19 protein-coding genes are annotated in these 19,181 nt (G+C 31.6%); 13 read left to right on the top strand and 6 right to left on the bottom strand.

Going from position 1 to position 19,181, the window contains the following annotated elements; translation table 11 throughout:
- Nucleotides 1-109: 109 nt before the first annotated feature.
- The 6 genes from ACSHW7_RS14335 to ACSHW7_RS14310 form a co-directional block, all read right to left on the bottom strand.
- Entirely contained in the window at nt 110-475 is a 366-nt protein-coding gene (locus ACSHW7_RS14335; RefSeq protein ID WP_435680059.1) for a hypothetical protein, read from the bottom strand.
- Nucleotides 460-645 (bottom strand): hypothetical protein, encoded by a 186-nt coding sequence (locus ACSHW7_RS14330; RefSeq protein WP_435680058.1) that lies wholly within the window; start codon nt 643-645, stop codon nt 460-462. The genes ACSHW7_RS14335 and ACSHW7_RS14330 overlap by 16 nt, the downstream gene beginning before the upstream one ends.
- A 436-nt stretch (nt 646-1,081) precedes the next feature.
- Entirely contained in the window at nt 1,082-3,937 is a 2,856-nt protein-coding gene (locus tag ACSHW7_RS14325) for a DNA methyltransferase (protein WP_435680057.1), read from the bottom strand.
- 154 nt (nt 3,938-4,091) lie between these two features.
- Nucleotides 4,092-4,928 carry a DUF932 domain-containing protein gene (locus tag ACSHW7_RS14320; protein ID WP_114492889.1) on the bottom strand — a complete coding sequence of 279 codons (837 nt, stop codon included), beginning with the start codon at nt 4,926-4,928 and terminating at the stop codon, nt 4,092-4,094.
- A gap of 16 nt (nt 4,929-4,944) precedes the next feature.
- Complete coding sequence (locus ACSHW7_RS14315) at nt 4,945-5,106, bottom strand: hypothetical protein (protein ID WP_153267898.1); 162 nt, start codon at nt 5,104-5,106, stop codon at nt 4,945-4,947.
- 261 nt (nt 5,107-5,367) lie between these two features.
- The gene (locus tag ACSHW7_RS14310) at nt 5,368-7,155 is read right to left on the bottom strand and encodes a ParB/RepB/Spo0J family partition protein (RefSeq protein WP_435680056.1); all 1,788 of its coding nucleotides are present in this window, start codon (nt 7,153-7,155) and stop codon (nt 5,368-5,370) included.
- Nucleotides 7,156-7,733: 578 nt separating this feature from the next.
- Here ACSHW7_RS14310 and ACSHW7_RS14305 point away from each other — a divergent pair.
- The 13 genes from ACSHW7_RS14305 (at nt 7,734) to ACSHW7_RS14245 (ending at nt 18,995) form a co-directional block, all read left to right on the top strand.
- Nucleotides 7,734-8,093: a helix-turn-helix domain-containing protein gene (locus tag ACSHW7_RS14305; RefSeq protein ID WP_435680055.1), complete on the top strand. Its 360-nt coding sequence runs from the start codon at nt 7,734-7,736 to the stop codon at nt 8,091-8,093.
- An 11-nt stretch (nt 8,094-8,104) separates the two neighbouring features.
- Nucleotides 8,105-9,256, top strand: coding sequence for a tyrosine-type recombinase/integrase (locus tag ACSHW7_RS14300; RefSeq protein ID WP_435680054.1), 1,152 nt, complete (start codon nt 8,105-8,107; stop codon nt 9,254-9,256).
- Entirely contained in the window at nt 9,234-10,163 is a 930-nt protein-coding gene (locus ACSHW7_RS14295) for a hypothetical protein (RefSeq protein ID WP_435680053.1), read from the top strand. The genes ACSHW7_RS14300 and ACSHW7_RS14295 overlap by 23 nt, the downstream gene beginning before the upstream one ends.
- Before the next feature lie 155 nt (nt 10,164-10,318).
- Complete coding sequence (locus ACSHW7_RS14290) at nt 10,319-10,648, top strand: helix-turn-helix transcriptional regulator (RefSeq protein ID WP_435680052.1); 330 nt, start codon at nt 10,319-10,321, stop codon at nt 10,646-10,648.
- Nucleotides 10,649-10,677: 29 nt separating this feature from the next.
- Nucleotides 10,678-11,091, top strand: coding sequence for a hypothetical protein (locus tag ACSHW7_RS14285; protein ID WP_435680051.1), 414 nt, complete (start codon nt 10,678-10,680; stop codon nt 11,089-11,091).
- 13 nt (nt 11,092-11,104) lie between these two features.
- A complete protein-coding gene (locus tag ACSHW7_RS14280; RefSeq protein WP_435680050.1) occupies nt 11,105-13,456 on the top strand; it encodes a hypothetical protein in 2,352 nt (783 codons plus the stop codon).
- 374 nt (nt 13,457-13,830) lie between these two features.
- The gene (locus tag ACSHW7_RS14275; protein WP_435680049.1) at nt 13,831-14,340 is read left to right on the top strand and encodes a hypothetical protein; all 510 of its coding nucleotides are present in this window, start codon (nt 13,831-13,833) and stop codon (nt 14,338-14,340) included.
- A 169-nt stretch (nt 14,341-14,509) separates the two neighbouring features.
- The gene (locus tag ACSHW7_RS14270) at nt 14,510-15,283 is read left to right on the top strand and encodes a leucine-rich repeat domain-containing protein (protein WP_435680048.1); all 774 of its coding nucleotides are present in this window, start codon (nt 14,510-14,512) and stop codon (nt 15,281-15,283) included.
- A 149-nt stretch (nt 15,284-15,432) separates the two neighbouring features.
- On the top strand, nt 15,433-15,939 hold the full coding sequence (locus tag ACSHW7_RS14265) for a hypothetical protein (protein ID WP_435680047.1): 507 nt from the start codon (nt 15,433-15,435) through the stop codon (nt 15,937-15,939).
- A gap of 188 nt (nt 15,940-16,127) precedes the next feature.
- Nucleotides 16,128-16,706, top strand: coding sequence for a hypothetical protein (locus ACSHW7_RS14260; RefSeq protein WP_435680046.1), 579 nt, complete (start codon nt 16,128-16,130; stop codon nt 16,704-16,706).
- A 148-nt stretch (nt 16,707-16,854) separates the two neighbouring features.
- Nucleotides 16,855-17,538 carry a hypothetical protein gene (locus ACSHW7_RS14255; RefSeq protein ID WP_435680045.1) on the top strand — a complete coding sequence of 228 codons (684 nt, stop codon included), beginning with the start codon at nt 16,855-16,857 and terminating at the stop codon, nt 17,536-17,538.
- A 157-nt stretch (nt 17,539-17,695) separates the two neighbouring features.
- Nucleotides 17,696-18,256: a hypothetical protein gene (locus ACSHW7_RS14250; protein ID WP_435680044.1), complete on the top strand. Its 561-nt coding sequence runs from the start codon at nt 17,696-17,698 to the stop codon at nt 18,254-18,256.
- A 178-nt stretch (nt 18,257-18,434) separates the two neighbouring features.
- Nucleotides 18,435-18,995, top strand: a complete 561-nt coding sequence (locus ACSHW7_RS14245) for a hypothetical protein (RefSeq protein ID WP_435680043.1) — start codon at nt 18,435-18,437, stop codon at nt 18,993-18,995.
- Nucleotides 18,996-19,181: the final 186 nt, after the last annotated feature.

The raw sequence follows: 19,181 nt of genomic DNA, 5'->3' as shown, positions 1-19,181 counted from the left end.
TGCTTAATTATGTTTCTAATCTTATTCGGTTTCATTTAAAAGGTGTAATTGATTGAGCTTTAAAGTTTGAAATTAGTTCCTCTAATTTTTTCTGAAGATAGAAAGCCTCTTAAATCCATCTTAGGCTATTCATATTTTCTGAATTGGTTCTCATAATGTACTCATCTTCGCCTATGTAATTGTTAAGGATTCTTTCAGAAAACCCACAACCTCCAGATTTTTTTGCTTTTTTTAAAACATTAACAAGAGGATAAAATGTATGCACGTAATTTCCAGGACTATAAAATTCGTTTTCAAATTTGAGGCTTACTTCTGTATCACAAATTATTAATACACCTTTACCTTGACTAAATCTTTTTACACATTCTAATCGACCTGTAAAACTTGATATTTTAGTTTTTTTGCTAACCCTTCCACACGACCTAAATAAAATTGGTCTTGTTGTTGGCAAGTAGTTCTTTAAAACAATATCCATACATCATAAAAGGCTTTTCTCTTTTCTTCGGGTCCAGTAAGAATCCAATTAGAAATAAATGTTCTTGTTTCGTTAGCTATATCTGCGTCGTTTTGCAGGATTTCAATAAGGTTTTGAGCTATTTCTTCCTTTTGATTTTCGGATAGTCTGTATTGAAAATTGCTATTCATATTCTTTTAAAAACGTGTAGATAAAATTTTATTAGTAACTACCCAAATCAATTATACATCTTCAAATATAATCGATAATAAGCTCATTTTACGAGTTATAGAACTCATAGTATAATTCAAACGCTCCAGCTCTGAAAAGCGGACTTAATACACGATTTTGGCTCTGGAATGTAGTGTTCCTTCCCAGAGAAACGGGAAGGGTTAGCGGAATGGAAAGCTGAAATTGGGGATTGTGTCCAAGATGTATGTAGTGAAGCTCTTTACTCGAAATGAAGTGGTTGCCTGCTTTTTCAGCAGGCGAGCGTGGAATGCAGGGGAATGTGCTGAGGGCATTTATTATAACGATTTATTTTTTTGGTAGAATTTAAAGCGGACTTGATTTTATTGAATCTCTTGCTCAAAAATTAATACAAGCAAACGAGAAAATTCATTTCCGTTACAAAAAATTGATACAATCTTCACTAATAAATTCTTTAGAGTTTTGTACAAAAGAGGGTAGCCCCGGGGCTTGCACTTCTATATTTTCTTGTTCGTTTGAATAGACTTTCAAATTCAATTCTAAAAGTTGAGTTAGAACATCCTTTTTTCTATTGAATCCATATGCTTCTAAAACTGCATTATCCAAAGCTGTGTGTAAATCTTTTAAAGGATTACTGCCAGGCTCTTCTAGTATTCTATAGATATCTCTCAATGTAAATTGATGACGCTTCATCATTTCATTTCTTTTTAGACGCAAAGTTATAGCTGCTTTTGAAACTTTTTTAACTTGATTTAAAGTCGGTTTTTGTGGAAAGGGAAAAGTATCCCATATTGTATTTGGTGTGTATCTTGGGTCCCCTTTCATCGTGGAACACTTCTCTTGATACCATATAATATGAATTCTTGATTGAATGATACCAAAAGTATAGTCATCCTGAAAATTGAATACCATAAGCGCATCATTCGGATTTATTTTACTAGAAACAAATTCAAATATTGGCCGAGCAGAAACTCTCGAACAAGCTATATACCTTTTAGTTTTAGAAATGGCATCTAACATATCTTCCCTGCCATAAGAAAGCAACCACCATTTATTATAGAAATTTATATGATGCTTATTTGTTTTAGCTTTTTCATTTTTTTCAAGAGCAGCTTGATTTTTTTCCTGTTGGTCTATTGCTTTTTTTTCCCGAATTGGCTGAACTTTATTTTTTACAATCTCAAAAAGACTTTTATAGGTAGCCGATTCAATGACATCCTTTCCAGTAAAATCAATTACAAATCTATTAGGCTGACTGTTTACGGATGCAACCAATTCCCTACCTATTAAAAAAGGTTTTAAAACTTTGGAAAAATTTGGATTATTATTTAAAATTTCTAATCCTTTTTTCTTATTCATTAAGAACCCTGAGTTCCCGTGAGTCTGACCTTGAAAAACCATTTTTGGTTTTTTATTACAGTTCAATACTTTAGCAGAAGTTACATCTATTTCTAGTGAAAGGCTACTATTGATATTATCAACTAAATATTCAACCTGTTCTTTTTTCTCATTTTCCACATAGAGAAACTTCTTTCCCTTAAAGTTTCCCTTCTTCCAATTTACAATTGAAACAAATACTACCGCATCGCCTGACCAAGGTTGAGAGGCAATTGCATTAAATATTTGCCCATCATTTTTCACTATATAATCCAAACTACCTTCTCTACTATAATTTTGAGTTACAGTATTAGTCCCAACAAGACCAGCGTAACCGCCATTAAATAAGTTTTGATGTGCCTTATAAAACCAGTAAACGCAATAATCAGCATTACCTGAAATCTCGGGATAAGCATCCCATACTTTATTCATATATTCTATACCGTATTCCTTAACCATCTTATTTTTACTCTGGTAAGGCGGATTTCCAATAATTACATTCGCTTTAGGCCAACCTATGAAGAGAGCATCAGCGAAAATGATATTATCATCCATATTATCAAGAGGTAAAGTACTTTCCATTTGAAATGCTAAGCCTGTTTGAATGGTATTAATCCATTCTTGAGTTTCTTGAATAGAAATTTCTTTTGCAAGCATTAAAGTTACTTTAGCCAATTCAACGGCGAATTGGTTGTAATCCATTCCGTGAAACTGCTTTATACTAACAATACTTTGCGTGCCTATTTCAGAAGCGCTTTTTGGAAATTCAATATGAATTTTATCAAGCAGTTCCATCTCAATTCTCTTCAATTCACGATAAGCAACATATAGAAAGTTTCCACTTCCACAAGCTGGGTCTAAAACTTTGTAATTTGCAAGAGCTTTCCGCAAAGATTTCATCTCTTTAAGTGTCTTTGCTTTTACAATTTTTTCTCGCCACGGTTGAATAATTGTTGGCTGAACAATTTTCAAAATATCCAGTTCAGAAGTAAAATGAGCGCCAAAGGCGTGCCTCGCATCCTTGCCCATACTTTTTTGAAAAATAGTTCCAAAAATAGCAGGATTAACTTTGTTCCATTTACGTGAAGCCGCTTGTCTAAGCATTTCTAACTCATCCTTAGTTAATTCGATTGCCTCTGGACTTGAAAAGAGTCCACCATTAAAGTACTGAACATCTTTAAACCTTCCACCACGAGCAGGTATCTTTGAGTCCATTTGTTGAAAAAGACCATTAATTAAATCATAACTGTTTCCATTATTTTTTTGACAATCAATCAATATTTGTGTGAAAATATCTTTTGGAAGTAAATTATAATCTTCAGCAAACATTGTAAATATAGCTTGCAGTATAAACCTTTGAGCCCTAACCCTATCTTCTCCGCGCTCTAAAAAGGAATTAAAAACAGCTGCCACCAAACTGGCGGTCTTTCTTGTAGCTTCTTCAAGATTATTTCTAAAGATTGGGGTCTCCGGTTGCGGAAACATAAAGTTGAATGAAGTATATCGGTCTATTAATTCATCAATTCCAATTCTATCTAAAGGTTCGTCTTGTAGCGAAAAATCATATATAATAAACTCTTCAAAATTGCATAGAACAGAATACTTTGGCTGTGAAGGTCTCAACTTCCACCAATAATCAAAAATTTGAGTTCGATGGCTTTTTAGTTTAGCACCTTTTTTTTTCATTTCAATAAGCACTTTGTCTCCCCAAAGTAAATCAGCAAAGTTTGTTGTCTTTTTGGATTTAACCCTAAATTCTAAAGTTGCGCCTGCTTCTTTGTAACCATCGTGACCAAATGCCTGAAAAAATCTATCACAAAAAACTTGAGCTTCTCCCTTTTCATCGCCATCCAATGTGGCTGTGTATTCTACTAATTTTTGGATATTTTCTCTCATTAAAAACCGGAAATTTATTTCGTTTACAATATAATCGAATTTAAGCCCTAAAGAAAAAGGAACGTCAATAAAGAATTTAAGTGTTGAAAATAATATACTCTATAACAAAAAATTTAAAAAATCCAGTTTAGGGTACTGGATGAACCTTTTGGCTTTATGCCATTGCATAGACTTCGTCGAACAGCTTTTTATCCAACCGTTCTTGTTGGCCAAAGCTTTTCTTTAAGACATTATGAAGTACTGAATTAAACGCATTGTAACCTAACCAAAGATTTGGTTCTTCATTGAGCAACAAAGCTTCATAGTTTAAGATTTCGATGACCTCACGAGATTTTTTCGACGGGTCGCTGTTCTTGTCGCTACATTCATACCGGAACAGTTTCGTCCTGTCAAGAATCGCTTTCACAAATTCCTGTGTATCGATGATTTTAAATTCTTTCATCTTGTCGAATTTCTTTGTAATGGTGTAGAATTCATTGTCCAGAAATTTATCGAATAGATTGTTCAACCTTGGCATAATAAGGTGCGTATTGTTCTTACTATGTTTGATGGAAAACTCGATTTCTGCCTGAGAAACGTGTAGTCCGTTTGAACATACTTCTCTATAAAACCCGAAGTGTCCAGAAGTTTTTTCACTTCCGTCATACGAGTTTTTGAACCGAAGCATCGGTAATATCAAGTCCTTATCGTTCTTGACGGTAAACTGGCTTTTGTCGTCGATGATAAAGTCGGTAATGAACGACCTGTCATTTTTGTTGATGGTGCGTTTGTGAAAGTTCAGCTGTGCATCGGTCAGCATTTCTTCAGCTTTCTTGAAGAACAGTTGGTTCGGAATGTGGCCATAGCTGTTCGATACCACGTTGACGATTTTGCCATTTGAGATAATGGCATTTTCAAGTCCTCTTCGGGATTCCATCTGTGTCAGACTTTTTAAGGATTTCATTTCTGATGGAACAAAGATTTCATCCTGTTGCAAATTTTGTAAATACATAGCTTTTGAATTTAGATTAAACATTTTGTGATAATACTCGGTAATAGTTGGGATGCTTATCCCTGTAGTAAGCGAAATGGCTTTCCCCACTATCAATGTCATAATTTTCACTACTCGATTGATAATGCTTTTCAGCTTCTTGTAGCGAAATTTTAGGTTTTTCAGATACTCGTTTCATAATGATATATTTTGATTAAACAATATTTGAGCAGTACTCAAACGGAAGCTAAAATCTCAGCTCAAAAGGAAACGGAATAAATAAGCGTAGGATGTTGCGTTGGCTTTATGCCGTAGTCTTTTGATGGGTGTATTTTACGAGTTTATCTTTGCGCTAACTATTGATTGATAACCCCTTCCTTATCAACCCATCTTTTAAAACACTATCATAAAAAAGAAAAAGGGCCAGCACGAATGCCGACCCTTCTTCAAACAACAAAAGCTAATCGTTGAGTTCCTTAATTTGCTTTTCAAGAACTGTGATACGCTCTTTCAAACGTGCTTCACGCTTGTCTCTCTTTTCGGCATATTCTTTTTCTATGCTGGCAATCTTGGATTTGTAATATCCTTGCATTGCGTTGTAAAATGAAATGTTTGTCAGATTATTGACGTGATTGCTTTCGCCAAAATGCACTTGCTTTGTTAGCATATAGCGTATCAACTTGTGAAAGATTTCCTTTTTGAACTTCTTCTTGAAATTATCGACCATTTCAACTTTGGTCATCTTTGAAGTGTCGCCCAAGAACTTTGAGAAATACTTTTGTTGGCTCATATAGTCCACATTATTTTCAAAGAGCGATATCGAGAATGCCGACATTTCATCCGTTGAAAGTGTCTTCTTCGTATCGATATATTTCGTTTCACGAATCATCTGCACAACTTCTTCAAACTGCTTGTTGTTCTCTATTTGCTTCTTACGGATTTCTCTTTCGTTGATTTTAACGATTTGTTCTTCAGGCGTACAATCTGCCATTTTCCTGTTGGCCAATGGTGCCGAATATTCCGTAGAATCGTTCTTTGATTTTTCAATAATCGTTACAAAGACCTCTTTGTTCCTGTACGTTTCAGGATGGAAAATAACACCATCTACAAATCCATCTTCTTTTGCTGAATTGAATTTTTCCAATGCTTCTTTATAATTATGCATTGCTTCATCCAATTCTGTCTTTAATTCATCTTCAGAATAATCGTAATGCTGATATTCTATCTTGATACCCTCGATTGTTGGCTCAATCGGATTTTCTAAGATTTCAACATCGTCCAGTAAATAGACTTTCAATCCATTCTTTTCCAATTGTGATATTATGAGCTGATTGTTTTCGTCATCTGCCCAATACTGTCGTATCTCAGGAATTAGCAGGATGTTCTCTTTTTTTGATTTCTTAATCAGGTTTAAGAACGATTTACTTTTCTTAGTTTCAAAACAGGCTGATTTTGTACAGACCATTTTTCCTTCGCCGAACAGATTACCTTGATTTGCAGCATTGAAAGGACATTCTACACAAGACCCTGCTTTTGGGACCAATTTTTTATCGGCTACATCAAAGGATGCTTTTTCCAAATCGTAGGTCTGGTCTTTAATCATCCTGTTTATCTGATGTGCATTAAAATCCTCGCCCATAGTTTCCAACATCATCTGCTGTTCTTCTGGTTCAAAGAGCGCTACACCTACGCCCAAGGATATGGTCATTTCGCCATTTCGTACAAAGTGCTTAAAGCCCTCTATCAATCCTGCTAACTTTAGGCGTTGTCTTATAAAGTTGTCTGTTCTGCCCAATCGCTTTGCAATTTCAGCAGGTGCATACTTTTCACTCAGAAAGGCAATTGCTTCGGCCTCTTCGGTAGGTTCAACATCCTGTCTTTGTAGATTTTCAATGATTTGAATTTCCAGAACATCATCGTCCTTATACGTTCTTACAATACAGGGTATCGTTTTCTTGCCAGCTAACTTACTGGCACGATACCTACGCTCGCCCATTACGATGATGTAATGTCCATTTAGTTGCCTGACGGTAATCGGTTGTAACACACCGTGCTTTTCGATACTCTCAGAAAGCTGCTTCAATGCATCTTCGTTGAAAGTCTTTCTCGGCTGTTCAAGGTCAGGCTTGATTTTGCCCAATGGTAAGTTCTGAATTTGAAGTGCGGATGTTTTCTTTCCGTTTACTTCTTTCTTGGCAGCTACTTTTGTTCTACTGCGCTTCTTTGTGGTACTCGCTTTTGTTGTCATAATACTCAAATTTTTGATTAAACAATATTTGAGCAGAAACCAAACGGAAGATAAAATCTTGGCTCAAAAGGAAACGGAATAAACGAGTAGGGGCAAAAGCGTTGGCTTTATGCCGTAGTCTTTTGATGAAAGTATTTTACGAGTTTACCTTGCGTGTATATTGTATGATAATAAACTACCTTTACTTAGACGACCTACTCGTAATTAATTTTGATAGTAATTGGGTTAAACTTATCAACAATAATTTTTTTTACATCCCATTTACACCTTAGGTATTTAAAACCCCTGTAAACATAGGTTGGTTACTTATTGCATCGGCAAATAGATAGGTAAAAAATACTAAAGCATAATAAGCTATTTACCAAATTATCAAATACTTACATTTTTTAAAATGAACTAAATTATAGTAAAATCTACTAATTTTTAGTTTTTTTTGTACCTATTTTGTACCTCGTCACGAGTAATTATTTATATTTGACCTAGACGGGGAGATTATGGCGACTAATGACACTTAAATACACTTAATGTACCTTAGGTTTACTTATTGACACTTAAATAAGGAGATATTACCAATTAATATGAGTTCAAATATTAGAATTGATAGAATATGTGAACATTGCAATCGAAACTTTATAGCAAAGACTACTGTTACTAGATTTTGCGGAGATAAGTGTGCTAAAGCTGCTTATAAAAAACGGAGAAAAAACGAGAAGATTAATAAGTCAAATACTCAAACACTTAAAATAAAAATTGACCCAATTAATATTATTCAAATTAAAGATTATCTCACAGTAAGAGAAATAGCTTCATTATTGAATATTTCAGAAAGATCAACTTATAGATTAATTGATAGTGGAAAACTAAATGCTTCAAATTTATCTGAAAGGCTCATTCGTATTAAACGTACAGAGATAGAAAAACTGCTCACTAAATTTTAAATCTTCCATTTATGATAAATATTACGGTGCGTAAAAAAAAACTATCTAACGATATGTTTAGTCTCTATCTAGATTACTACCCTCCTATTACCAGCGCAAAAACGGGTAAAGCAACCAGAAGAGAGTTTTTAAAATTACAGATTTATGCAGTTCCTAAAAATGCGTCAGAGAAGCTTCATAACAAAGAGACTATTGAATTTGCTGAAATAATAAGAGCGAAGCGTTTGGTTCAATTTAGAGATAAAGAATTTGGCTTTAAGGAAAATGTAAACATCAGCATTGATTTTATCTTATTTTATGAAACTATTGTAGAAGAGAAACTTAATACAACTGGCCATACCAACTATCTGGCTTGGAAATCATCTTTAAACTACTTAAAAGAGTTTATGGGTCATAAAATTCAAAGTCATCAATTAAACGAACGCCATGTTAGCAATTACAGAGCATTCTTGCTTTCTACAAATAATTTGAGATTTAAAGAGACTCAAAAATTATCAATAAATACTGCATCTACTTACTACAAACATTTCATTAATGTCTTAAAAAGGGCGTACAAAAAAAATATAATTCTTACTGATTTAGCTGAAAATGCAGATTACATTAAAGAAGAACAAACACATAGAGAATATTTAACGGAAGAAGAACTCGACCTGTTATGGAGAACAGAAATCAAAATTGAAAAGGTAAAACACATGGCGTTTTTTGCTGCGCTTACAGGATTCAGATTTTCTGACATTATAAACCTTAAGTGGGAATCTATTTATAAAGACAAGCATCAAGGTTATTACATTAAATTAAGAGAACAAAAAACAGGTAATATTAATAATCACCCTATTTCAGAAACCGCGCACAAACTTTTAGAAATACAAGACACGAAAAAAGGGCAGATTTTTGATAACATAAAATATACCCAGATTACCAGACCTTTAAAAAATTGGATTAAACAATCTGGAATAAATAAAAAAATTTCGTTTCATAATTTTAGACACAGTTATGCTACATTACAATTAGCTAATGGAACAGATATTTATACTGTATCCAAGCTACTAGGACATAAAAACGTTTCCACTACCCAAATTTATACTAAGGTGATGGATAAGAATAAAATAAAAGCTGCTAACCGAATTAATTTAGATTTAGATGGATTACTTAAAGATATATGAAGTTGAGTTTACTCAGACTTTAGATACATTTAAAAAAGAAACTATCAAAAGTTTCAAATTGACAAAAAAAAGTAAAGGAAGCTTTCAAAAATTGTACGAGAAAATTTGCAAAGATCTTAATGAATCAAATAAAACCATTATGCTCGAATTTCAAAAAAATGATTGGATAGTCTATTATGATATATTCATTAATAGAAAAAAAGAATATGATAGGAGTTTAACTAATGATGAAATTATAAAATTAATATTTGAAAATGAAATTAAGTCAAAACACTCCGAACTAAAAAACATTGAATTTATAACACTAATTAAAAAATTGGCTAATCATCAGGCAATAATTTTATTATTAGATCATTTTAGTCGCAATAGTGTTCATTATGAAATGATTTACGAGTTTGATAAATATCAATATTTTTATAAAAATCATGATGATAATTTAAGTCATACAACAAAATTATTTTACCAAAAATTGGTTAAATTAAAGAAAATAGAAAAATCTGAAATACCCAAACCGCCTACTACTAAAAAGATTAATAATGATTTGACTCATGATTTAAGTACAAGAGAAATTATTAGTGCTGAATTTGACAAAAAAGAAAGAGCTGTACTATTCAATTTATTAACAAATAGATTAAAAACAAATGCTATAGATAAGACTGAATTATTAAAACTTATTTTAATAATTGGTTCTACAGAGGACTTTAAAATCTTTGATGGAGATGATGCAACTAATGGTTATTTTTATAAATTATGTTTAAAAGATTACAATATTTTTAATATTAAACAAAAAGAAAAGCTGTCTTTATTAAAAGCTAAACTCTTGAACAATGGGTTGAAATATATATCTAAAGAATTGGACTTTCATTACAAAGATTTTCTTGGAAATAAAAAAGAACAAGAAATATAATCTTACTATAAATGAACATTTCAAAGTTCAATATCAATATAACCATCTAATAATAAGTAGTTTAAAAAATCCCTTAGATATCCCTCAAAAATCCCTGTATAAAAAATACTAAACATTGATATATAGTTTTACCAAAAAACTTAAACTATTATACAATGAAAAAAAATCAATTCTACTTAATTAGTGAAGATCATATCAATGCACTGGTCGAAAAAATTACAGGTAAACTAAATCTTAATCTTACTAACAATCAGGAGCCGGAAGATACAATTTTAACAATTGACGAATTAGCAGAACTAATCTCCATGACAAAAGGGAGTATTTATGGATTAGTTCATAAAAATGCCATTCCCTACCACAAAAAAGGAAAACTTTATTTCCTCAAATCCGAAATTTTAGATTGGATTAAGAGTGGAAAGCGTGACTCGAAATCTTCGCTTGAAGATAAAGCAAATGAGTATATCCTAAAGAACCCATTTCAATAAGCGTTAGCCTAACGTTAAAATAACGCAAAATGGAGAAACACAGATATAAATGTCATTATTGTGGTGCTAAATACATCCCAAAAAGAAGACACGTACAAAAGTATTGCAGCAACAGTTGCAGAGTCAATGCTTTCAATCTAAGAAAGAAGGGAAACCAAAATCTACCCAAAATTAGAAAGGAAAAAAAAGGAAAAAATAAAATTGCAAAAGAAAAAATGAGTCTGTCAGGCGTTGGAAATGCAGCTTTAGGAACTTTGGCTGTAAACTTAAGCACTAACCTATTTACGAAAGAGGAAAATAAGCCTGCAACAAAAGGTGATATTCAAAAGTTATTGGATAGGGATTTAAACAAAATTCTTCTCATAAAGAATATGCCACCTAGATTTGATGGTGCAATACCTTATTTCGATACCCTTCAACAAATAATAGTTTATAAAGTTTAAAAAAGAAAAGGATATGGAGTATGAGAAAATTATATCCGAATGGAAAAAAGATTTTATCTTAAGAATCAAAAACCTATCTGGAAGTAAAAAAACTAATTTTGAATACCAAGATGCAGTAGATAAGTCTTCTACACATAGAACAAGATATGATGAAGTGCTTATTGAATATTTGGATTTTATTGATAAAAGACCGCTAAAAAACAATGATTACTTCAAATATGTCAATGCTTATAGAGCGGGTAAAAAATTAAATTTAAAATATTTCAGACACTGTAAGGAAAAGCTGGAAGAATATTATTCTAAAATAGATAAAAATGAAAGTTACAATACATTCAATTTTGACTTATACAGGCGCTATGTGTTTTATATGATGCTACGACTTAATGGATTTTATAAAATCGAATATGATATCCTTTTTAATGTTAAAATTAAGGATAACCGCGAATATTCTCCATTAAGCAGTATTCCAAGTGTACTACGAGCTGAACTTCCGTTTAAAATAAAAGAGGTTGATATTTACAGAGCCTTTCCTACATTCATTGATAAAGAGTTGGGTATTAAAAAAAGAGAACAAGATGTATATGAATTGGTGGATAAAAAGAAATTCAATTCTTTAATTAACTCCCACAAAGATGTGAAAGGAGTATCAATTAAATCTTTAAGAGACCAATTATCTCCTATCTATGGTGATCGAGCCAAAGAAGTATTGACTGATGAACGATTTTCAAGCAAAGGAAAAATGTTCAAGAATTTGGTAAAATACGAACAGAAAGCAATAAATAAACTTGTACGAAAGAATACTCTCAATAATTTCGCTAGATTACATGATGGTATTTTTGTGAAAGAAAATGTAGTTATACAAAAACTGGAATTTAATAATTACAAATTTGTAGTAAAAAAAAGCGAAAGAGTAAAAATCCAAGATGTTCCCAGACCTTTTTATTCTTTCAATAAAGAAGGAAAACTTATAACATCAGCATCCCAATATGCAGAATTTTTTGAGCAAGAGAACTTTATTCGGGGAAGAGAATTGAATAATGACAAACTTATTATTTTTAAGGATACTAACAATGTCGTCTCTCCTTTTAACAATAAATCTGAAACAGTAGCATTCTTAAAAAATGAAATAAACGAAATTTGCTCTACTGAAATTGAAAATAGAATAGCTAAAGAACACAACACCATTATCCAACAGGGATTTCATTTATTAGTTTCTAAATTAATTGATTATCATACAGATAAAATAAACACTTTTGGATTACCCTTCAAAAATAGTTTTATTAATTATACGTTTAGTACAAATAACCAATCAGTAAAACTGCAACTAGAGAAATTGAATTATAAAGAATTCAGTACATTCTTTGCTCCCCATAAAATACAAGAACATATTTTTTCTGAAACAGAAGAATTGAGCGAGTTTCAGATTTTTTTAACCATGGCAAGCACTGGAAAAGACCCGAGGAAAACTGAATTGAACAAAAGTGACGAAGATACAATCAATAAGTTTTGCAGAATGTATGGCTATCTATGTCACACTTACAAAAACCCAGCATTTAATCCTTGTATCATACTAAGTGACGAAGGCGCAAACGATGTTAATCGAAATGGTGGACGCGGGAAAACCATTTTTGCTAATGCTCTACAACATATTCAACCATCTTTGCTAAAAGGTGGAAAAGAATTTAATTCAAATTACATTCACAATTTTGCCGACCTAAAAATAGATAAGCGTCTCTATATTATTGATGATGTACCAGCAGGATTTAATTATGACGATTTATATACAAATATAGTTGGAGGAATAAGCCCTCAAAGAAAAGGAACAGAAGCTGTAGAAATTCCTTTTGAAAAGGCTCCAAAATTTGTCATTACAACTAATTGGGCTGTGAGATATGATGAAAATGAAGCTTCTACTAATAGAAGATTTATAGAATTTAAGTTTACAGATTTCTTCAATCAAAATAACACGCCTTTCGACCAATTCGGACATACATTGTTTGCAGACTGGGATAAGGAGGAGTGGAATCGCTTTTACAACTTTACTTTCAGCTGTGTAGCGCTATATTTAACTGAAGGACTTGAAAGAATCGATTATAACAAATCAGAAGATAACTTTAGAGCCATTTTTAATAATGATAGTGTGTTAGAAGAGTTTGAGCGAATTTTTGAATTGATAAAAGTAAATGATGGGGGCTTTAACGTTAAAGACTTCTTGTCTCATTACAACTACTTTGACAATCCTTTAAAATATGAGAAGCATTTTCATACTAGAAATGTTAGGAAATATATTGATATATATATTAAATACAATAACCTTAACATAGAGTATGTAAAAAGTGGTCGCAGATGGAAAAATAATGATTAGGTTAACTGTAATTTTTACACTGAAAATTAATTAAATTACACTTAAAAAAACCTTCCAATTAATTATATTCTAGTCATTTAAGCATAGAAATTACGTTTATTACACTTAATTCTCAGTATGAATTAAAAAAAAGTAAAATCTCTAAACATTTAAGAAATAATATCTCATGAAGTAATTTATTGTAATAAATGTAACTCCAGGTATTAAAATGAAGTCATAATTTTAATAGAGCTACCAAAAAAATAAACCAATGCATTCTAAAATACCCATAAAGACTTAATTATTCCATTAGATTTGTGATAATATAATGGATATAAACGCCATATGGCGTTTATCCAATTGTTGCCACCAATACGAGAAAAACATTGCGCTGAATGAAAAAACTTTTGATTTTGTTGATTGGACTAAATTTTATTTCGTGTAGCCGAATAACACATTCAGGATTTTGGTTACGCTACAAATCTGACCAAATAACCGAACAAAAAAATGACCAAGGACCTTGGGGCGGAACTTTAGCAATAAACTGGAAAGCAAAACCGAACGTAAATTTTAGAATATCTGAACTGAAAAATATTGCGGAAGAAAACGACTGGAAATTGATTGACAGCATATCGCTAAACGGAATTGAATTGAAAAATATGACGGAACTGAACAAACCGATTATCCGTGTTCCGCTTAAAAATTTCGAGCCGAATGCAAAAAATGCCGATTATAAAAGCCAACCGCTTCCTCGTTGGATAAATGCAGATTCTAAACTTTACCGATTTAAAACAAACCGACTGATTTTTGACTCTGGAACTGATGATTCAACAGCCGAAAATGGATTTATACTCTTGAGCGAAAACGGAATGGAAATGAGTGTGTACCAGATTTGGGGCGAATAAAAAGTGTGGAAAAAGTACTGGTGGCAACAACGTGTATAGCTCATTGCGGCTGAATTCCTATTCGGAATTCATTGCAATTTGCTATCTTTCGGTCACGTCGGAAAATAATAGCTGATTTCCCGCAACGAGCCATACACAAACCCGTTGTGCTTAATACGGAAAAACAAAAATGAGAACCCTCTTAACAATATTATTACTGAGTTTTTCATCTATAATTTTTGCTCAGACAAAGAATTCCATCAAAAATGATTCTATTGTTTTCACAAAATGGAATTGTGAAAAAGGAATTGAAGATGCAAAAAATGATTTTAAAAATGGCAAGTACAATTGTTATTCTTACGGTCTGATAGTACAAAAAGATGCTCATTTTGAAAATTTTCTGCAAGATTATCGCAAAAATGAATACGGGATTATATCTAAAAATGCTGGTTGTGTCATATCCGAACATTCAGAATGTTATTCAAAAGTAATGACGGAATTAGTTTATGAAAAATTTGGTTCCGATATATTTGAAAAATCAAGACAAGAAGCGAAAAAACTCTACGAAACTGATTTACTAAGCTTAGAAAGAATTAAAGAAATACCTCAATGTGTCTTCAAACGAACAGAATTAAAATATCTATCAGTTTTCGGTCAAGATTGTGATATTCGACCAATGGAATGTTTTGCAATTAATGAAATCCCATCAGAAATAGGTAATTTAAAGAATTTGGAAGTTTTAAAGTTGACTTTAAATTACATTGAAAAACTTCCTATCGAAATATTAAAATTAAAAAAGCTAAGAGTTCTGGATTTGACTGAAAACCCAAATTTTTCTGATTTAGAAACAGTTGGTAAAATAAAATGGCTTAAAGAGTTCTATTGTTTTGGCTGTAAATTTTCTGAGAAAGAAATAGAGAAACTAAAAAAAGAACTTCCGAATTGTAAAATTGGGACTGAATAAAGTACTAAGCACAACACCGTGTATAGCTCATTGCGGCTGAATTCCTAATCGTAATTCATTGCAATTTGCTATCTTCGTTTTCGGTGGAAAATCATAGCTGATTTTCCGCAACGAGCCATACACAAAACCGTTGCCATTAATTTGATAAAATGAATAAATCTATACTAATTCTAATACTAACTTTTATAACTCTTAGTTGTAGAAATACTGAGAACTCAAAAAATGAACAGGCAAAAATTTTAAATCTGCGTGCTGAAAATGATAGTCTTAAAAAAATTTTAGCGGAAATAAATAACAAATATGTTTTCGATAGCATATCTATGAGAGATATTCCAAGTTATAAAAACTCTTATGAATTAAATTCTATGGTAAAAGGAGAAATTGTATTTATAGGTTATAATCAAAGTGGAAAATATTCACAAATTATTATGGGTGATAGTGTCGATGTAAAATCTAATCCTATAAAAATTTTTAACCCAGATACTCTTAAAATGAGAAATGGCGGTTATAATTATGAATTTAAACTAGAACAAAAAGAAAAAATTTGGAGAGCAAATTTTGAAATAAAGCATAAATATGGTGCGAAATTTCAAGGTTTAATAAGTAATAAAGTAAAAGCTAAAAAAACTAATGGCAACAACGTATATAACAAATAGCTCAGGTATTTATAAACTGGAAATTTTGGTATATTTGGAAGTCGCCAAATCTTTTGATTTGGCTTTTTGAAAAGAAAGATAAAATCAAAATACAAAAGTTTTGGCTTTTTGCGAGATTGAAAATTAACTCATAATTTCACGCTACTTGTCATATACAAACACGTTACAAAACATATAACCCAAAAACTATGAAAATTAAATTATTAAAAATGAATTCAAAAAAGCAGATTTTAAAAACAGTATTTTTATTAAGTGTTTTTAGTTTTTTTTCAGCCTGTAGTTCTGATGATTCAGAAACTCAAAACACGACAAATTTTGAAACTGAAATTATTGGAACTTGGAATTTAATTTCACACACTTCTTCAAGGTCAATTGCTGAAACTGGAACAATGATAATTGAAAACGGAAGCGACTATAACTATACAATTCAATTTACTGATAATCCTAAATTTATTAATACAAACGGAAATTATACTGTGAATGTTGAAGAAACAAATAATCAAAATCAAACAAGCGATTTTAATTACGTTATCAACTCTAACACAAACCAACAAGAAGGATTTCATATTGGAGAATGGAGTATAAATAATGGAAATTTAATAACCAGAGTTTATGATATTTCGCCGAATGACCCAGGTTCTTATGAATTGACAACTGAAATAACTGAATTAACTGAAAATAGACTTGTCTTAACAACTGACGACTCAGCTTCGAGCTCTACGAATTATACTGTGACTGGAAATACGATATTAGTTTACGAAAGATAAAATACGTTTTGTAACACCGTGTATAATTAATTGCTTTAGCAAGTGCTTATTTGGAAAATTCCTTCGGAATTTTCTCGCGTTCGTTTTTGTTTACTAAATTAGTTGCTTAACCACGCAACTAACCATACACAATCACGTTAGCTAACATATGAAAAACATACTTACATTAATAATCATATTTGTTTCAACCATAAGTTTTGGACAAAATATTGAAGAAGAAAAATTGTGGAGAACAAAAGGAGTTTATGACTCTTTAGGAAACTTTATTGAACGTGCAAAAGTTCAAAGTTTTCTCTTTAGTTCTAAATCAAACCAGTTTTACAGATTAAGAACACAAGACAAATTAAATATGGAAACTGGAGAAACTAAAGTTTTCGTTTACAGAGACACTTTAAACCTAAATTCTTCAGATACTAAAACTTATAAATTGAGTGACAAAGAAACTCTAACTTTACACTCTAATGATTCTTTGACGATAAAATTTAACGGATATACGTTTCCTTATGTAAAATTAGACCTGAAATCGAATAAAATTGACTTGGAAAATCTTAAATCTGAACTGCAAAAAGAACCATTAATTGAGTCTGTTGAAGAAGTTAAAGAATATCGCTTTACATATCAAAAAAATGGACTTGTTAAAGTAAAACCTCTGGAAAGAGATTCAGAGTGGGAATCTGAATATAAAATAATAGACTTTAACGGTTTTATAATAGTTCAAGGTATTGTATCAGCACCAAAGTTGATAACAAAACTTAAAAAAGGAAAAATAAGTTTTATAGAAATTGACTATCGATTTGAAAACAAAAATGGTGAATTAAATAAAATACGTTAGCTAACACCGTGTATAATTAATTGCTTGGTCACTGCCGACTTACGAACATTCCTGCGGAATATTCTATCTGTGATTTATTTGCTAAATTAGTTGCCTAACCACGCAACTAACCATACACATCAACGTTGTGCGTAAGCCGAGAAAAACATATAGCCCAATGAAATTTTTCATCATTTTCACTCTTTTTCTGCTCTCCAATACTTTAATGGGACAAAATTTCCATACCGAATTTGAATATGATAATGGAATTAATAAAGGCATTACAATTCAGAATAGTTATCCAAAAGGCGGACAAAGATTTACAACAACCAACGGAAAAGAATTTGTTTATGTAACATTTTGGACTTGTATTACAAACAAATCTTCTTCTAATTTGGAATTAGAAGTGGATTTTTCAGCTAATTCATTTGTAATGCCTTCAGAGCCTAACATAAACTTCAATTTGTTTATACCAAATAGCGAAATGAATCTTGAGAAAGAAAAATTACCGAATTATGGATTGGATATAATAGGTTTCCTTGACGAAAATATAAATAAGCCATCTAAATTGAAAACAGTAATTGAACCAAACAGCTCTTATCTGTTGTATTCGGTTGTAATCTCTGACGAAGGTGTAAACGGAACAATAAGAGCAGGATTCGAATTACAGCAAGATGAACTTATTTATAAACTTAATAATTATGAAATTAACTGTGGAAAAATTGTAATTAAAAATTAATGCACGGATCCTGTAGCGGAAAGGCCTACGCACAACAACGTGTATAGCTCATTGCGGCTGAATTCCTATTCGGAATTCATTGCAATTTGCTATCTTTCGGTCACGTCAGAAAATAATAGCTGATTTCCCGCAACGAGCCATACACAAACCCGTTGTAAGCAAGCTGAAAAAACCGGAAATGAACGAAATTTTGAGTTGGAATATTAACAAAGAAAAACTGATTGACTACAAAGCTGAAGGTTGGACTGAAGATTATTTTGTTTCATCTCCAAATAATGAATACGGAATTATAGTCTATAATATTGATGAATGGAGAATGGGAGCTTATGCTGGATTAATCGGAATTTACTTAAACTCTGAAAATCCAAAACTTGAACTAAATTCAAGCCGAACTTGGATATATTTCCAAAACGATAAAACGTTTGATTTCCTTGAAAAATCGGAATGTATAGTTTGTAGAAAACCTGCCCACAATCCGAATAATCCGAAAGGCGGTTTTCCTTTTATTATCATAAATCTGAAAAAGAAAAAATTTGCATTCTTTGATTTTGACCCAACATCAATTTATTACGGACTTAAGGAAACGGAAAAAAATAAAGCAAAATTAATTGAGGTTCATCCAAGAGATTTAGAATATCTGAACAGAGAAAAACGGACAAACGAAATTGTGGATTTAGAAAAATTAAAATGGCTCGACTTAATTGACTTTGACCGAGCATTGGAAAAATATTATGAATAAAAAAAGCCAGCTTACAACAATGGCTATAAGTAATTGCTTGTTCTCGCCTACTTTGGAAATTCCTGCGGAATTTCCAACTTGGTGTGTACTTGTAAAGTTAATCGCTAACCCACGCAACTACTCATAGGTACTGTGTTACAAAACAAGTTTTTTCTTTAAAATTTTAGGAAGCAAATTGATCTATCA

Source organism: Patiriisocius sp., from assembly GCF_051252435.1.
Taxonomy (GTDB): domain Bacteria; phylum Bacteroidota; class Bacteroidia; order Flavobacteriales; family Flavobacteriaceae; genus Patiriisocius.
This window is presented reverse-complemented; position numbering and strand designations above follow the sequence as displayed.

Bases quoted from the DNA above. Each gene is read 5' to 3' on its own strand.
- ACSHW7_RS14335 (WP_435680059.1), bottom strand. From the start codon at position 475: ATGGATATTGTTTTAAAGAACTACTTGCCAACAACAAGACCAATTTTA.
- ACSHW7_RS14330 (WP_435680058.1), bottom strand. From the start codon at position 645: ATGAATAGCAATTTTCAATACAGACTATCCGAAAATCAAAAGGAAGAA.
- ACSHW7_RS14325 (WP_435680057.1), bottom strand. From the start codon at position 3,937: ATGAGAGAAAATATCCAAAAATTAGTAGAATACACAGCCACATTGGAT.
- ACSHW7_RS14320 (WP_114492889.1), bottom strand. From the start codon at position 4,928: ATGTATTTACAAAATTTGCAACAGGATGAAATCTTTGTTCCATCAGAA.
- ACSHW7_RS14315 (WP_153267898.1), bottom strand. From the start codon at position 5,106: ATGAAACGAGTATCTGAAAAACCTAAAATTTCGCTACAAGAAGCTGAA.
- ACSHW7_RS14310 (WP_435680056.1), bottom strand. From the start codon at position 7,155: ATGACAACAAAAGCGAGTACCACAAAGAAGCGCAGTAGAACAAAAGTA.
- ACSHW7_RS14305 (WP_435680055.1), top strand. From the start codon at position 7,734: ATGAGTTCAAATATTAGAATTGATAGAATATGTGAACATTGCAATCGA.
- ACSHW7_RS14300 (WP_435680054.1), top strand. From the start codon at position 8,105: ATGATAAATATTACGGTGCGTAAAAAAAAACTATCTAACGATATGTTT.
- ACSHW7_RS14295 (WP_435680053.1), top strand. From the start codon at position 9,234: ATGGATTACTTAAAGATATATGAAGTTGAGTTTACTCAGACTTTAGAT.
- ACSHW7_RS14290 (WP_435680052.1), top strand. From the start codon at position 10,319: ATGAAAAAAAATCAATTCTACTTAATTAGTGAAGATCATATCAATGCA.
- ACSHW7_RS14285 (WP_435680051.1), top strand. From the start codon at position 10,678: ATGGAGAAACACAGATATAAATGTCATTATTGTGGTGCTAAATACATC.
- ACSHW7_RS14280 (WP_435680050.1), top strand. From the start codon at position 11,105: ATGGAGTATGAGAAAATTATATCCGAATGGAAAAAAGATTTTATCTTA.
- ACSHW7_RS14275 (WP_435680049.1), top strand. From the start codon at position 13,831: ATGAAAAAACTTTTGATTTTGTTGATTGGACTAAATTTTATTTCGTGT.
- ACSHW7_RS14270 (WP_435680048.1), top strand. From the start codon at position 14,510: ATGAGAACCCTCTTAACAATATTATTACTGAGTTTTTCATCTATAATT.
- ACSHW7_RS14265 (WP_435680047.1), top strand. From the start codon at position 15,433: ATGAATAAATCTATACTAATTCTAATACTAACTTTTATAACTCTTAGT.
- ACSHW7_RS14260 (WP_435680046.1), top strand. From the start codon at position 16,128: ATGAAAATTAAATTATTAAAAATGAATTCAAAAAAGCAGATTTTAAAA.
- ACSHW7_RS14255 (WP_435680045.1), top strand. From the start codon at position 16,855: ATGAAAAACATACTTACATTAATAATCATATTTGTTTCAACCATAAGT.
- ACSHW7_RS14250 (WP_435680044.1), top strand. From the start codon at position 17,696: ATGAAATTTTTCATCATTTTCACTCTTTTTCTGCTCTCCAATACTTTA.
- ACSHW7_RS14245 (WP_435680043.1), top strand. From the start codon at position 18,435: ATGAACGAAATTTTGAGTTGGAATATTAACAAAGAAAAACTGATTGAC.